We start from the raw sequence: 14,331 nt of genomic DNA on the forward strand, positions 1-14,331 counted from the left end.
GTTGCGCCGCGGCACGGCGTGGGCTTCATCTGCAGTGCGTCCCACCGGCGGCGATGGCCCACCGGGCATCCGAGCAGGCTGAGGTATGCGTGCCGCAGCACGAGCCGACTCTTGCTGTTGCCGAGATGGCTCGAGTGCTGTCCGTCAGCCCGGACAGCATCTATCGCTGGGCGCGCTTTCGCTCCGCGGCGGCTCCAGTGGCCGACCCGATCGCGCAGATTGAGCGGTTGGCTGAGCTGCGAGACAAGGGGATTCTCAGCGAGAATGAGTTCCAGGCGCAAAAGACCCAACTCCTCTCCAATCTCTAACGAGGTTCGGCGAGGGTGAGGAGGCCGAGCGCGCTGAACCAGCTCGATCCGGTAGGTTCCGAGGATGGACGTCGACCCGGACACCGGCCGCACCGCGCTGACGCGCGACGAGACTGAGCCGTGGGTCCAGGTGGCTTTGAGTGCGCGCGTTATGCAGCGCACGCTCAGACAGATCCCTATTCCGGCTCCGGGATCGCTGCTCGACGGCGCCCGAGCGTTCTTCCCCGATGAGACAGCGGCCGACTGGTGTCGCTCGTTTCTTGCCGCCGCGCTGGAGCACCTCGTGATGTGGGCGGACTACGCAACGCCGCTGAAGTATCACCCGGAGGCTGCTGTCGAGTTCGCGTTGCGCCCGGCCCAGACGCTCGCGCGTGCCGCCCTGGAGTCGGCGTCACAGGCCGTTTGGGTGCTGTCGACGCAGGACGTGCGCGAAGCGTCGCGGCGACATGTTTCCCTTGTGCTGGCTGACTGGCAGGAACAGGGGAAGGCCGCGACCGATCCCGAGGTGAAAGCGAAGCTCACGCAGCGCCGGGCCGACGCGCTGCGCCTCGTCGGTGGGGACGAGAAGAAGTTCAGGGCGCCGCTCTACATCGACCTGGTGAAGGATGCCGCTGCTCACGTTCGGACGCAGCTGCCTGACGCTCTCGTGCAGGATGATGGTGCCGTGGAGCGCTTATGGCGCGCGTCCGCCGGTTCAGCGCACGGCAAGAGATGGCCGGCATCCGAATTGACGTTGACCTTCGATGCCGGGGGGTACCACATCACCATGCCGGATCCGGCTGCGATTACCGCGATACTCAAGCTCGCAGATGCCGTGATGACCTACGGTGTGATGCGCTTCGCTGACTTCTCCGGCCACTACGAGCACTTGTCGACTTGGCAGCGCGCGGCGTTGGCCGAAGTCTACGGAACACTGCCCTTGCTACCGGGGGCGCCCGCGGAACCGCCGAACTCGACTGGAGGGTAGCCGGATCTAGGCTCGCCCGGCACGACCGGTCACTGCGGCGCGGCCTCTAGCCCTATCTCTAGGAGCTGCCAGAAACGATCGTTTTTGGCAGACTCACATGCATTCCCTTGAACGGCTTGCAGAGGTCACCGGCATAACTTCGCGGGAGGTAGAACGACGCCTACACCCGACCTCGCCCGCCGGGCTGACCGTGGCGGAGCTCAACGCGATCGCCATCGCCCTCGACGTGCACGCGTGTGAGCTGCTGCGCGGCTGACTCTGATGCTACCCAGCAGCGGGCATAGGCTCGTGGCGCATGTCCGCACTGATCCGTAGCTCACACGCAATACGATGAGCGCGTGCTACGAACCCCCTTGCATCAGCTGCTCGGCGTGAATGCGGGGCCGCTCACAGAGCAGATGATCGATGCCGCGATCACTCAAGGTCTTGTCGAGTCGGACCAACTGGATTGGAAGAAGCACCTACCGAGCGAACGGGACTTCAAGACCTCCGACATCGTCAAAGACATCGCGGCGTTCGCGAACAGCGGCGGAGGTGTCCTCATATTCGGCGTCAAGGAAACCCAGAAGGCTGCTTCGGGTCGCGTCGACGCCGGCGATCTCAACGAAAGCTATGAGCGCACCATTCAGGCTGTGAGCTATAGCTCGATCTCACCCCCAGTTCTCGGAGTGCGATCCCATAAGATCCCCGTCGCGGGAGATGAACGCCTTGCGGCCATCGTCGTGCCAGCCAGTGTTGACGGTCCACATCTAATCTTCGACGCCAACAAACAATCGTTCAGCGCGCCCCTCCGTGTCAGTTCCGACACGCAGTGGATGAACGAACGCCTCCTCGAGGCCAGCTACCGCGCTCGTTTCGAGGCCGCACGCCGTGGACGCGAGCAGTTGGAAGCACTGTATATGGACATGGCCGGTTCGCTCGAGCCTCGGAAGAATGCCGTCCTGGTGGGCGCGGCAAGGCCCGTATCGCAAGGAGCGCCCCCGAGGCGACGCGACCGTCCCGAGATCGGCGCTCTGGCCGCGCAGGCGCAGAACGATGCCTGGTACTGGCTTTTGCAAGACGACTATCAACCACTCACCGACGTCGCCGGCCACAACGCCCTCCCTGGTCTACGCGGATGGGTTCTACCGCCACGCGACCCCGCCTCCTGGCGAGGCGCGCGTGCTGCGATCTTCGACGACGGGGCGGTTGGGTTGGCTTGGGAAGCCGGCAGTCACCGCTACGGCGCCACAGGCGACAACTTGCCGGCAAACCATGTGCCTGCGGACGCGGTAGAAGGGTTCATAGCAGCTCTTCTCGCGCTGATCAGGACCGTCGCGGAAGACGCACCTGCTGGGGATGTGGAACTGCTCGTGGGTGTGGAATGGAGGCCGTCCGACTACACGCCCTTAGGCGATGAGCGTCTGTTCTTCGAGCCGCATTACGACTTCATGGGGGGAGGTAGCTCCTCAACTCCCCTTGGCGGTCGCTACCGTCCGGTCCATCGTGTCGTCGATCCGCAGCAGGAGGAATCGGTGTTCATACACACCGTCGTCGATGTCGCGACCGACTGTCTGAATCAGGCCGGCATCAGACACCTCGGAAGGCTCACCACCGAGCTACCGCCGCGGCGGTAGCTACGGCAAGCTGGGCGAACTGCCGCGATGTGATCGAAGCTGCGGCCCTCATTGCGCATCCGCCTCGCGTCCGCGACATTCTTCGGGGTCAGCTTTGACGGCCGGCCACCAACACGTCCCTGCGCCTTAGCATGCGCGAGTCCGCGCATCGTGTTCTCTCAGATCGTGTCGACGCGGAGCTGCGCGAACACGGCGACCATGCCGAACAGAGCGCGACCCATCGGGGTCGTAGTGTCGATCATCGGTTCCGTCGACGCGGGAGGCGGCACCCGCATCTACGCAGCGCGACTCCCTCGCCTCGCACGGACGCTCGTTCCCGGTGACGTCGGCCGATGGCGGCGAGCTGATGGCCACGTTCGATCAGCTCTGCCGCACACCGACCTCAACGGTCGGGTACCTGCAATGGTCCCGCGCCTTCACCCGCTGGTCGATAACGGATATCCCGCCGTTCAGCGCCGCCGATCCCGAACCACAGCAACGCTTCATCAACCTCGTTGACGTGCTCGTGAACGCCGACATTTCGGTCGGATTCTCAGCGCACGTCGACCTCGACGCCTTCCTGGCCGACGCCTCTCAGCGCTCCGACGCCTCCGCATGGCGAGTCGCCTGCGGTTGTTGCAAAGCGTGACCGTTCCGAAAATCAGCACCTAAGTCTGATCGCTCATGACCTCGGTCTCGATACAGCCTGTGTTTACGGACCGCCCCTAACGAGCTTGCCCGCGTCGTGCCGCAATCGATCGGTTTCGGACCCGTTCAGTGCTGGGTCGAGATGAGGAAGCTGAACGCGCCGAGAAGGGCCGCGGGCGCACCGAAGACCACCATGAAGACGTCAAGCAACAGTGCTTGGTTTCTGTGCGTCCGTTGCTGGGCCTCCACCGCAGTAGGAGCGTCGTCCCTGTGCATCCAGATCGTCAGAACCATCCTCCACAGACCTAGGCCAACCGCGACCAGGGCGTATACGAACACCCAGAAGCGACGGCCCTCTCCGTCGCCGGCCAAGGGGATGAAGCCGACTGCGATCAGAACGACGACAAAGAAGATTGCGACGAGAGCTTTGAGTACGGAGCGGGTTTCCTGAGACACGTGAGGCACCCCGTCAACATACGGCCTGACGCCCTGTTTGTGCGAACCCGATCGGTTTCGCACCAGGGGCTTCTATCCGCGTATTCGCCCGCAGCGCCCGCGGATAGCCCGAAGTCACGCCAGTTCGGTGACGAACCCCAGCTTGTTCCCATCGGGATCGGTCAGGGTGAAGAACCCTACGACACCCTCGAAGCGCTGCACCTCGGATACATCGAGGCCGAGACCGGCGAACCGCGCATGCTCGGCGGGCGCGTCCGGCACGCTCAAATTCAGCGAGATGCCTTCCACTCCGGCGTGATCCGGGTCGAGTGCGAGTTGAAGCCAAATGGGCCCAAGGTTGAACTCGACAAGGCCCTCCAGGGGCGCGAGGTGAACGGCTTTCAGGCTGAGCACAGACCGATACCAGGACGTGGCAGCGTCGAGATCGCGGACAGGGATTCCCACAGTGGCGGCTTTCAGCTCCATGATGTCAACCTAGCTGCAACAAGCCAGCACTACCTCTGCTGCGCTAACAGCGCGGTCCGAAATCGATCGTTCCGACAGGCTCGTTGACTCAGCCCCGCGCACCACCTTTACATCCGCGGTACCGCGGGCGCGCTGGTTGTGTTGCCCTTTCTTGGACCACGACGCCGCAAGCGGGTACGGTTCGGTTATGAAAGATGCAGACGAACCTAGTTCGCGGCCGTCCAGCCTGTACGGCGTGCTGAACGTTGAGCTTGCCGATCGCCCGCGGCCACCGAGCCCGTCGACGTCCCTGACCGCAACGATCGAGACAGTCGATAACGATCGTGCGATGGCCGTGGCATTCACCGGGACGGGTCTCCCAGTTCCGTGACATCGACGGTAATTGTCGGCGAACGACGCGACCCGCATGTTTCCGCGGTGCTGACTCACCTCACGGCAAAGCCTGTGATCGTCGACGCCGTGAGCCTCGCCTCGACGAAGTTCATCTGGTCTGAAGGCCAACTTGTGCTTGAAGACACCGAGATAGATCTCGCTGGAGAAACGAACGTAACCATCCGTGGCTGGGCTCGGAGACTCGCGCCCCCGGATTGGTTGGTCGATGTTCAGGCAGAGTCCCTCGACGCGGCCATCCGGGCGTCGTGGCTCACCATCATTGGCGCGCTGTTGCGCGCCCGTGGCATCCATTGGCTTTCTGGCATCGACAGCATCACCGCGGCCGAGAACAAGTTGGTGATGGAAGCCGCGATGCGCAGGTTGCAGATCGACACCCCGGCGACGGTCGTAACGAATCAGCGTGATGCGCTAGAAGAGCGGCTAGGAAGCGAGTTCGTCGCGAAGCCGCTTGGGCCTGGACATTACTTTGCGGGCGAGAAGGCGTTTAACGTCTTCGCGCGTGCGATGTCGATAGACGAGGTTGACGATCAGATGCTGGCGGCGGCGCCGTTCTTGCTGCAGAAGAGACTCACGGCCCGCCGTCACCATCGCGTAGTCGTTGTGGGAGGACAGGTGTGGGGCGGATGTGTCGATGCGGCCGGATTGCCTGTCGACTGGCGCGCGCTGCCCGCCGCTCACACATCTTTCGTAGCCATGACGGTGCCCGATGAGCTGAGCAGCGCGGCCCTCGCTGTCGCCAACGAGCTGGGCCTTGGCTACAGCAGCCAGGACTGGATCGAGACAGATGACGGCTACTCCATCGTCGACGTGAATCCGAGCGGTCAGTGGATGTTCTTGCCGGATCCAATAGGAGATGAGGTCGCGAGGGCCATCGCTCGGTGGCTCGATGGCTGACGTTGATCCCACCGGTATGACGGCATTCGCAAGGTGGAGGGCCAGCGCTCGCTTGGAATGGCGGATCTACTTCGCTCACGTGGTGGCGCTTGTTTCGCCAGGACATGTCGTCCCCTCGTTCCCGGTTCATCAGATCGAGGTCGGGAAGCAGTCGGGATGGAACGACGGAGACCATGATCTCCTGATCGAGCAGGGGCGCGCGCAGCTCGCGCGTCAACGGCAGGAGCTGGAGAACGTGCGAGCTCGGGCGCAGTTCTTATTCACCACGACCCTGGGCGTCTTCACCCTCGCGCTGGCCGCGCTGCCTCACATCATCCCGAATCTCGTGGCCTTCTTGATCTGGGCGCTGTCGCTCGGCTTGGCGCTCCTTTGCCTGCTAGGTGCTGCCGGGATCGTCGTAGCACGCAAGGATCTCACTGACGTCGACGCGGCGTTAGTCTCACAGCAGGATTCGCCCGTGCGCTGGGCGGTGTCGAAGGCATACGCGATGTCTGTGGGAACCGGCGAAGAAACGGTCGCTACTCAGATCACAATCCTGCGAAACGCCGTGGCGGTGCTGATCGTTGCCTGTCTCCTTCTAGGAGTCGGGTGGCTCGTAGCCATCGGATGAAGCGCTCGTAGGGGACTAGCGGTTCGGGCTTTGTGCGACCGTCACCTACTGTAAACCGACATAACGTTGGTCAGCGGTATGATCTCGAAGCGCGCTCAGAGCGCTCGCCGAGCAACGAGCGTACGCTGATGCTGTGCGCGCATCAGCAGTGACCACTCAACACGGACGCACCGCCGAGATGGACATCCATGACATCGTCCGCGAGCTGAATGCGGTGCTCGGCTCGACGCTCGTGGCCGCTCTCTCTGGCTCGAAGGATCGCGAGCTCCCGAATCGCTGGGCCAAGCCGGAGGGCCCCGAGCCCCGAGACCATTTCGCGAAGCGACTGCAGTTCGCTCACCGCCAGTGGGCGCTACTCGCGGCAGCCGATGGTGATCAGGTTGTCCGCCAGTGGTTCATCGGAAGCAACCCCCTGCTGAATGAGGCGACGCCAGTCACCGCGATCCGTGAGGATCGTCACGACGCTGTAGCGCGGGCTGCCGCGGCCTTCATCACCGGCGACATCGACGAGTGACCGGGCGCTGCGCGAGCGTGAATGTGCTCTGACGCCTCCCCGAAGCCCCGCCGCCGAGCGCGTTCGTCTGGATAGCGCCGATAACTGCGAATATCGCGGGTCAAGTACAGACCCCTTGAAGTGAGATGGGGCTGAGTAGCGATGCGCTCACGCGAACCCGCCGTATCGTCAACCACATGCGTGATCGCCCAGAAGAGAGGTGGGCTCGCGACGTCGTGGTCGCCGAGCTCGGTGTCCCCGCTCACCTATACGACGACGGTCGAACGCAGGGGATGCCAGACGTGCTCATTCACGGCCCCTCTGGAATCGAACCGCTCGAGGTCGTCACGGCTCACGACGACGAATACCTGCGGATGTCCGCGGCGCTGAAGCAGCTGGGCCGCCGCATCGACATCGCTCCCTCCTCCCAGGCCTGGGCGGTGAGCCTGATTCACGCTCGGGCGAACGTCAAGGGTCTGAGACGGCAGCTTCCGGACCTGATCATCGCGCACGAGACGCTGCTGCGCCTCGAGGTGGTTCCCGAGGTGCTTGAGCGCCTCGGCATCGAAGACGCTCATCCCTTGGACGGTGAGTACGGCTACATCCGGCTCCTGCCGGCGGGCTGGAACAGCTGGGACTACGGGCAGTCGTTCAGCGACTGGCTCGACGACTTCCTTGACCGGCACAACGACGTGCCTCGAAAGCTCGCTGAGCACGGTGGCGCACGTCAGCATGCGTTCATCTGGGTGGGGTCGGCAGCCGCCTGGAGCGCGAACGATCAGCTCGAAGCCTGGGACGACGACGAGCCCCCGCCGCTGCCGGAGCGGGATCCTCGCGTGCCCGAGTCGATCACCGACGTGTGGGTCGCGAGCCTGCTCGTCGGACGGCCCCGAGGGATGCTGCGGTGGGTGCGAGGCGCGGGCTGGTCGATTGTCCCGTTGGTGCTGCCGCCAGACGCAATCGAACGCTGAGGGGCGGCGCGAAAATTCAGAGCTGTCAGCTCGGGCTCAAGCGGCGTGACCAATCACGGTGGTACCGGGGACGAACTTGCCCGGCCCCAGCGACGATGAGCGCCGAGTAGTAGGAGGTGAGACCGTCCCACGATTCGAGTCCCCCATAGCGTGGGATGGGTGCCACTTCGGCGTCTGACTTCTGGGTGTTGCAAGATGCGTGCAACGTCGTGAGGTTTTCGAGGTCGTTCGCACCGCCGCGGCTGTGGGCGAGGATATGGTCGGCCTCGGGAGCAAGTGCCCAGAACACGGGGTGCACCTTGCCGCGGCCGTAATGGCGGTCGTAGGGAAGTTCAGCAGGGAACAGGTCGTGTAGAGCGACGAGGATGCTCCGCGGGATGGCGCGCCCACCACAAGACGTGCAGCGGAAACCGTCCCGGATGAACACCTGAGCGCGCAGCCGGTCGTCACTGATTCGTCTGATGCGCGCCGCAGGCTTGGCCAGGACGTCAGCGGCAGATTGGCGCGTGTTGGCGCTCAGCTTGCCGACCCACACCTCGCCGGCGATCGGAGCGAGTAGCTGCTGGGCAGTGCCGAGATGACCGGCGGCAACAGCGCGCGCGACATCCTGAAGGTGACTGGCGTACCGCTCGACATCATCGCCATTGAAGGTGAGGATCTCCGTCACGGTCTAGGGCTCACCAGCTCGGTAGTCCGTCTCGCCAGGCGTGTCCTTCGGGAAGCCCGACACGGTCCTCGAGGGCGTACCCGCGAAATTCCGGCGGCAGTAATACGGGGCATGCGCTCTCATCGAGTTCGAGCAGCTCCCAACGGTCTTCGTAGCGCTCGAATGTGCGAACGTGCACGCGCGATCGTGATGCGGGGGCGTTTCGTTGTCCGGTCGGGATACCGGGCTCGGTGAGCCAGTGTTGATGACCGATCCAGGCTGCGGCTGCGACGTGTGCGCGGGGCAGGACGAAGAACCGGGGCGGGACGGCGAGATCCGAGAGCACTCCCACCATCACGAAGTACTCCGTCTCGGAAGCGCTCGGCTGCTGGCTCTTCTCGCCCAGCTGCCAGTTGACGTACTTCCAGGCAGTGTTCATCGCGGTCTTCACCTGCACCTCGACGAGCCGGCGCCCAGATCCCGTGTGCACGGCGAGGATGTCGGTGCGTGCGAGGCCGTCTCGCGTTAAGGCCGGAGCCCAGCCGCGCCGAGCGAGCTCTGCTGCGGCATAGTGCTCGCCGATCGTCTTCGTTTGCTTGGTGTCCACCACGGTCAGACAGTAGCGCGGCAGATCGACATCGCTCGGGAGGCGGCCGTTGGCGGTATCGATGCCGGCGCGGCATGCTCGTGACATTTACGAGGCGGGACTCTGTGGTCACGATCGATCTAGGCTGACGCCGTGATGCCGTACGACGAGCTCGAGGGTGGAGAGCAGCCGAACTGCGACCTGTGCGGCACGATCATGCGCACAGCGGATGGGGCGTTCGAGTGCGGATACTGCGGCTACAGCGTCGAGATCCCATGGGTGGAGCGCCCGCCAGCCTGCGACGAAGCTCGCGGGATCAGGGGGCGGCTGACCTTCCGCGGGGCTCCCGCTGTGCCCGATGTACCGTTTCTGCTCGCAATCGCCGGTACACGAAAAAGGCCGGTCAGCCCGGCTATCGGGTTGCTACTGTACCGTTTATGAACCACGAAACGGTACACCCGGATTCCGCTTGCTCAGGGAGTATGTCCTGATCAGAAGCTGTTTCTTCTTCAAGAGATCAGTAAATGTACCGTTTGTACCGTTTTTCCACCTGAACCCCTATACGCACACGCGCATGCGCATACGTGTGAGGGTTTCCGGTCAGCGGTGGTACAAACGGTACATTTCGCCAAAATGCCCGGTCAGCGGCAGATTCGCCTCAAAAATCGCCGGTACACGAAGTGGTACATCGACCGAGCGGCCGCGCGCCGTCGGCGGGGAAGCGCCCTCTGACCAGCTGTTTCTCCGAACGCCGACCGCTTGTGCGTGTACCGAAAAGAACGGTACACACGACTGGGTCACCGCTCGAGCCCTCCCGAAGGCGAGTGCAGGACGGCGCGAGCGGGCTCATCGGCTTCCACCACGTGCAGTTCAGGGAAGCGGCGATGCCGTTCCGCGACAGTCATCCTCGGCGTGATCCGTCCCGCTCGCCGCGCGACACCCTGCGGGGATGGGTCAGGTGAGACGACACGGCGAAGCACTCGCGCCAGGCGAGCTGCGGCCACCGATGCGTTGGAGCCATCAACGGCGCGGACCGCCTGGTGCTCGAAGCGTGCTCGGGCCGTTCGCTGGCACCACGAGGTGGCGTATTCGGTGCCGTTTGCCGGGTGGGGTCATTTGGTGGCGGCTGTTGGGTGGGGTCATTTGGTGGCGGCTGTTGGGTGGTGAATCGGCCTGACTTTCGTTCCTATCGGGAACCTTGTCCGGCAGGTGCCGGCTGGCTGATTCGAGGTCAGCGTAATGCTTCTCCTCGACCTCGACGGGGGTGCGCATGTGGAGCTCGCCGTGGAGCCGCTGGTTGTTCCACCACCACACCCATTCGAGTGTCGCCAGCTCGACCTGCTCAACGGTCCGCCAGGGGCCGCGCTGCCGGATCAGCTCGGTCTTGTAGAGGTTGTTCACGGCCTCGGCCATCGCGTTATCGAACGAGTCGCCGACCGTCCCCGTCGAGGGGACCGCACCGAGTTCGACGATCCGCTCCGTGTAGACCATCGCGGTGTAGTTCGACCCATGGTCCGCGTGATGTATCAGCCCGTCGAGGCGCCCGCCGGCACCCCATGCAGCCATGTCGAGCGCTTGCATCGGCAGGATCTCCGACCGCAGCGTTGCTGCGACGTTCCAGCCCACGATGCGGCGCGAGTAGACGTCGGTGACGAACGCGACATAAGCGAACCCGGACCACGTTGCGACATAGGTCACGTCGCAGACCCAGAGCCTTCTCGGCGCGGGCGCAGTGAAGCGGCGGTTCACGAGATCGCTTGGCAGTGCAGCCGCCTTATCGGAGCGCGTGGTGAACACCTTCCTCGACTTCTTCACGCCTCGGACTCCGGCCAGCCGCATCAGCCGCTCAGTCTGGTCGCGGCCCACGTCCCAGCCTTGCCTGCGCATCAGGGCGTGCATCTTCCGACGCCCGTAGACGCCGTAGTTCTCCGCGTGCAGCCGCGCGACCTCCGGCACCAGCAGATCCTCCCGCAGCTGACGTGCAGACGGCGCACGGCCCTTCGCGGCTCGATACCCGCGGGAGGTGAGGAACCCCTGGACTGCCGGACGCAACACCCGACAAATGAGCTCGACCCCGAAACGATCCCGGTGCTCGTCGACGAACCGGATCATCTCGGTCAGGGCCGGTCGAGCTCCTTCGCGAAAAACACACTCGCAGCCTTGAGGATCTCATTGGCTTTGCGCAGTTCGGCGTTCTCCTTCTGCAGGCGCTTGATCTCCGCCGCGGCGTCGGTCGTCAGTCCGGGCTTCACGCCCGCGTCGACCTCGTAGCGGCGCTGCCACAACCGCAGCGTCTCAGGGCTCATCCCGAGCAGCCCAGCAACATGCCGGACGGCGCTCATCATCGTCGGGTGCTCGGGCCGCGACTCGGCGAGCATCCGCAACGCCCGCTCACGCATCTCCAGCGAGTACTTCCTGTTCATCGTGTTCCATCCTTACTTCAAGAACGGAACGCAAGTCAGGCCGATTCATGGGGTCATTTGGTGGCCGCTGTTGGGTGGGGTCATTTGGTGGCGGCTGTTGGGCGGAACCATTTGGTGGCGCCTGTATTGCGTTGCTCCTGAATGGCGTCATCTGGCGACGCCCTGCTGGGTGGGGTCAAGTGGTGGCGCCCCTGTGCTGAGCGGGGCCTTCGGGCGGGCTTGTGCTGTGCGGCGCGCTGAATGGCGTCATTCGCTGTTACCCGGCTGGTTGGGGTCACTTGGTTGCGCCCTGCTGGGTGGGGTCATTTGGTAGCGCTCGTCGACGCCGCCGATCGCGGCTACTGAGGCTCCCGTACTCGAACCCTCGTCGCCTTCGGGTGGCGGGGGTTCTTGCTTTGCGCTGTCGAGCGCGACGCGAGATGCCGGTGGTGCCCGATAGGAAGAGCACATGCCTCGACATCGTCCCTATCGGTCCCTCGCCTCAGCCACGGGGCGCACGGTTGATCTACGACTCAGAGGCCACGATGAGCTCGACCCACCCGAGCACGAAGGGGTGCTGATCCTCGCGACCACCGGCTGGCGAGGCCGGCGGCGCGCATGGGTCAGGTACAACGACGGGCGAGAGGATGTCATCCACGAGAGCGAGATGACCGCCTGGGCCCGCCCCGACGCGCCACAGAGCTGACCAGCCTGACGCCCTCGAATCGCCCCCGGCGCAGCACCAGCTGCGACCGGGGGCTTCTTCTTTCGGGCTGACGCCCTGATTGAAGATTTCTCATCCGTTTGGGTGATTCACTTCTCCGACTGCGTTCGTAGGCTGGTGATGCCTTGAGGGGGGTGGCATGACCGACGTTTCCGTGGATTTCGACACGCTTCGCTCGTCGGCAACCACGATCGGTGTGGCGGGCCGCGCTGTGAGGAACTGCGGCGAGCTGGGGCATGTCAGCGAGAGCGTGATCGGGTCGAACGAGGTCGCGTCTGTTCTGCAGGATGTCGCGACCGAGCACAGCATCCGCGCGGAGGTTGCGAGCGAGACGTTGGTGACTGTTGGTCGGCGTCCGGAGGCGTCGGCGAACGAGTTCACTCATCTCGACGGGGTTATGGCGTACTGATGGTCGATCGGAATGACCCTGGCGCCGGCGACCCTTCCGCGATGGCTGCCATGGCCGATGACTGGGGAGAGCGGGCGGAGAGTATCCGTTCGTCGCAGACGAGCGTTCGTTCCGCAGCGGAGGCTGCATCCGGTTCGTCGTGGTCGGGCGAAGCTCACGATGCGTTCCAACGCCAGATAGCAGCGGTGGAGCCCGATCTGCTGGTGCTCGCGACGGGCATGAGCGCGGCGGCTGGCGCGCTGAGGGGATACGCGGAGGTGGTTCGTGCGATCAAGGACGAGCAGGACTCGCTCGCCCGGCGCCGCGCTGTTGTCGAGGATGAGCGCGAGGAGCTCCGTGGGCAGCTGCGGGTTGCGCGTGCGGAGTCGTCGAACAACTACGTCTCGTTTCCCGAGCCGGTCGCTCGCGCTCGTGCGTTGGAGATCGAGCTCGGCGACACCCGGGATGCTCTCGACGCCGTGGAGGCGGAATGGGATGCGCTGTGTGAGAGGCGCGCCACAGCCGACGACGCACTGATCTCGGCGCTGTCGTCCCGGGACGTCCGAGGCGCGCTGGGAGTGTTCGCTCGCGGAGGTGCTGCGGCTATTCCACGGGGCGGGCTGCTGACGCTGGTCGCATCGATGTCGGAGGCTGACCTTCGGGCGCTTGTCGCGGTGCATCCTGAGGTCCTCGATCAGATCCGCAGCGCTCCGGCGGCGGAGGTTGCCACCTGGTGGGGAGCGCTCGTCGATGGAACCCGGACCCTGTTGGTGAACGGCATTCCCGAGCTGATCGGAACCCTCGGCGGCATCCCGGCTGTCGTGCGCGAAGCGGCGAACCGCCTTGTCGCGGCGGCGAATCTGGAGGGCCTTCTACGTGAGCGAAGCAAGCTCGCTCTGAACGGGCCGGTCGCCGTCGCTGGCCCGTCGGGCGTCGCCAGTCCCTGGATGCTGCGTCAGATCCTGGAGCACGTCAGCGAGCAGCACCACCAGGACCGGCTCGCCGCGTTGGATACCGAGATCGACTACCTACAACGCGTGGTGGCCGGCGATGTGTCGCTCTATCACTACGACCGGGACCGGAAGCAGATCATCGAGATGTTCGGTGACGTGGCGAAAGCGGATGTCATCATGAGTTTCATGCCCGGGACCAACACGACGATGGACAGCTTCTACTCGTCTACCGCCGGCGGCGGGCTGACGTCCATGACACGGCGGATGGTCGATAACCCACCCCCCGGTGTGGAGGTCGCCGGCTTCGTTCTCAAGCAAGGGTTCTTCCCTAACCTCGCTCCGCCGGAAGTGGCGGTATTGGGGCCGCAGGTGAACCTGTGGGCTCTGCCGCTCGGCAGCCGTTACGCGGCATTCGAGGAGGAACTGGATGTCATCACCGACTCGACACCTCTCGTTTCCGTCGAGCACTCATTCGGCTCAAGCCCGGGCGGGCAAGCCGAACGGCTGGGCGCTGACTTCCAAGCCCGAGTGCTGCTGGCGGGCATCGGGATGCTGGACGGTTGGGAAGCGCAGGACGACACCGACTACTACGCCATCCAAGGCCCCAGCGACATCAACCGGGCGTTCGACGGGGTCCAATCCGACCCGTACGGATACGCCGTGACTCCCAGCAAAGTAAACGGCTTCACCGAGCTCGACTCCGGGTTCATCGGCTTCGACCCGCTTGGTCAACACGAGGGCGTCATCTCTCCGGACCCGTCAGTCAATCGAAGCACGCACCGGCACTTAGAACGCATCTTCGCGGAAGTGGCGCACAAGTGAGGTCGGCGAG

Annotated in this window: 15 protein-coding genes and 1 pseudogene; 11 read left to right on the top strand and 5 right to left on the bottom strand. The window is 64.4% G+C overall.

What is annotated here, in order from left to right; all coding sequences use genetic code 11:
* The first annotated feature begins 89 nt into the window (after positions 1-89).
* The 5 genes from DEU36_RS10670 to zapE all read left to right on the top strand — a co-directional run bounded on the left by DEU36_RS10670 (position 90) and on the right by zapE (position 3,519).
* Positions 90-308 (top strand): SHOCT domain-containing protein, encoded by a 219-nt coding sequence (locus DEU36_RS10670; RefSeq protein ID WP_259455311.1) that lies wholly within the window; start codon positions 90-92, stop codon positions 306-308.
* Positions 309-372: 64 nt separating this feature from the next.
* Complete coding sequence (locus tag DEU36_RS10675) at positions 373-1,275, top strand: hypothetical protein (protein WP_120264124.1); 903 nt, start codon at positions 373-375, stop codon at positions 1,273-1,275.
* Between the two features lie 97 nt (positions 1,276-1,372).
* Positions 1,373-1,531, top strand: a complete 159-nt coding sequence (locus DEU36_RS16120; RefSeq protein ID WP_183045341.1) for a hypothetical protein — start codon at positions 1,373-1,375, stop codon at positions 1,529-1,531.
* A gap of 97 nt (positions 1,532-1,628) precedes the next feature.
* Positions 1,629-2,891: a helix-turn-helix domain-containing protein gene (locus DEU36_RS10680; protein WP_147374382.1), complete on the top strand. Its 1,263-nt coding sequence runs from the start codon at positions 1,629-1,631 to the stop codon at positions 2,889-2,891.
* Positions 2,892-3,210: 319 nt separating this feature from the next.
* Positions 3,211-3,519 carry an AFG1/ZapE family ATPase gene (gene zapE / locus DEU36_RS10690; RefSeq protein WP_259455312.1) on the top strand — a complete coding sequence of 103 codons (309 nt, stop codon included), beginning with the start codon at positions 3,211-3,213 and terminating at the stop codon, positions 3,517-3,519.
* 125 nt (positions 3,520-3,644) lie between these two features.
* Here zapE and DEU36_RS10695 read toward each other — a convergent pair whose 3' ends face one another.
* Together DEU36_RS10695 and DEU36_RS16010 are read right to left on the bottom strand one after the other, a co-directional pair.
* Positions 3,645-3,974 carry a hypothetical protein gene (locus tag DEU36_RS10695; protein ID WP_120264126.1) on the bottom strand — a complete coding sequence of 110 codons (330 nt, stop codon included), beginning with the start codon at positions 3,972-3,974 and terminating at the stop codon, positions 3,645-3,647.
* A gap of 114 nt (positions 3,975-4,088) precedes the next feature.
* Entirely contained in the window at positions 4,089-4,439 is a 351-nt protein-coding gene (locus tag DEU36_RS16010; protein ID WP_147374383.1) for a VOC family protein, read from the bottom strand.
* A gap of 366 nt (positions 4,440-4,805) precedes the next feature.
* Here DEU36_RS16010 and DEU36_RS10700 point away from each other — a divergent pair, with 366 nt between their 5' ends.
* The 4 genes from DEU36_RS10700 (at position 4,806) to DEU36_RS10715 (ending at position 7,800) form a co-directional block, all read left to right on the top strand.
* Positions 4,806-5,726: a RimK family alpha-L-glutamate ligase gene (locus DEU36_RS10700; RefSeq protein WP_147374384.1), complete on the top strand. Its 921-nt coding sequence runs from the start codon at positions 4,806-4,808 to the stop codon at positions 5,724-5,726.
* Positions 5,719-6,336 (top strand): hypothetical protein, encoded by a 618-nt coding sequence (locus DEU36_RS10705; RefSeq protein ID WP_120264128.1) that lies wholly within the window; start codon positions 5,719-5,721, stop codon positions 6,334-6,336. Before DEU36_RS10700 ends, DEU36_RS10705 begins: the two co-directional genes overlap by 8 nt.
* A gap of 133 nt (positions 6,337-6,469) precedes the next feature.
* Positions 6,470-6,850, top strand: coding sequence for a hypothetical protein (locus DEU36_RS10710; RefSeq protein ID WP_259455313.1), 381 nt, complete (start codon positions 6,470-6,472; stop codon positions 6,848-6,850).
* 176 nt (positions 6,851-7,026) lie between these two features.
* The gene (locus DEU36_RS10715) at positions 7,027-7,800 is read left to right on the top strand and encodes a hypothetical protein (protein WP_147374385.1); all 774 of its coding nucleotides are present in this window, start codon (positions 7,027-7,029) and stop codon (positions 7,798-7,800) included.
* A gap of 25 nt (positions 7,801-7,825) precedes the next feature.
* Here the strand turns inward: DEU36_RS10715 and DEU36_RS10720 are convergent, their stop codons facing one another.
* From DEU36_RS10720 to DEU36_RS10735, 3 genes and pseudogenes are all read right to left on the bottom strand, one after another.
* Positions 7,826-8,467 carry an HNH endonuclease gene (locus DEU36_RS10720; protein WP_120264130.1) on the bottom strand — a complete coding sequence of 214 codons (642 nt, stop codon included), beginning with the start codon at positions 8,465-8,467 and terminating at the stop codon, positions 7,826-7,828.
* A 10-nt stretch (positions 8,468-8,477) separates the two neighbouring features.
* Entirely contained in the window at positions 8,478-9,056 is a 579-nt protein-coding gene (locus DEU36_RS10725) for a hypothetical protein (protein WP_120264499.1), read from the bottom strand.
* A gap of 1,209 nt (positions 9,057-10,265) precedes the next feature.
* Positions 10,266-11,455 (bottom strand): annotated as a pseudogene (locus DEU36_RS10735) (IS3 family transposase); the annotation flags it as partial.
* 842 nt (positions 11,456-12,297) lie between these two features.
* On the opposite strand from DEU36_RS10735, the gene DEU36_RS10740 reads away from it, so the two are divergent.
* Positions 12,298-12,567 (top strand): hypothetical protein, encoded by a 270-nt coding sequence (locus tag DEU36_RS10740; protein WP_120264132.1) that lies wholly within the window; start codon positions 12,298-12,300, stop codon positions 12,565-12,567.
* 41 nt (positions 12,568-12,608) lie between these two features.
* Positions 12,609-14,321 (top strand): hypothetical protein, encoded by a 1,713-nt coding sequence (locus tag DEU36_RS10745; RefSeq protein WP_183045342.1) that lies wholly within the window; start codon positions 12,609-12,611, stop codon positions 14,319-14,321.
* The last annotated feature ends 10 nt before the right edge of the window (positions 14,322-14,331 follow it).

The organism is Microbacterium sp. AG238 (assembly GCF_003610405.1).
Lineage (GTDB): Bacteria > Actinomycetota > Actinomycetes > Actinomycetales > Microbacteriaceae > Microbacterium.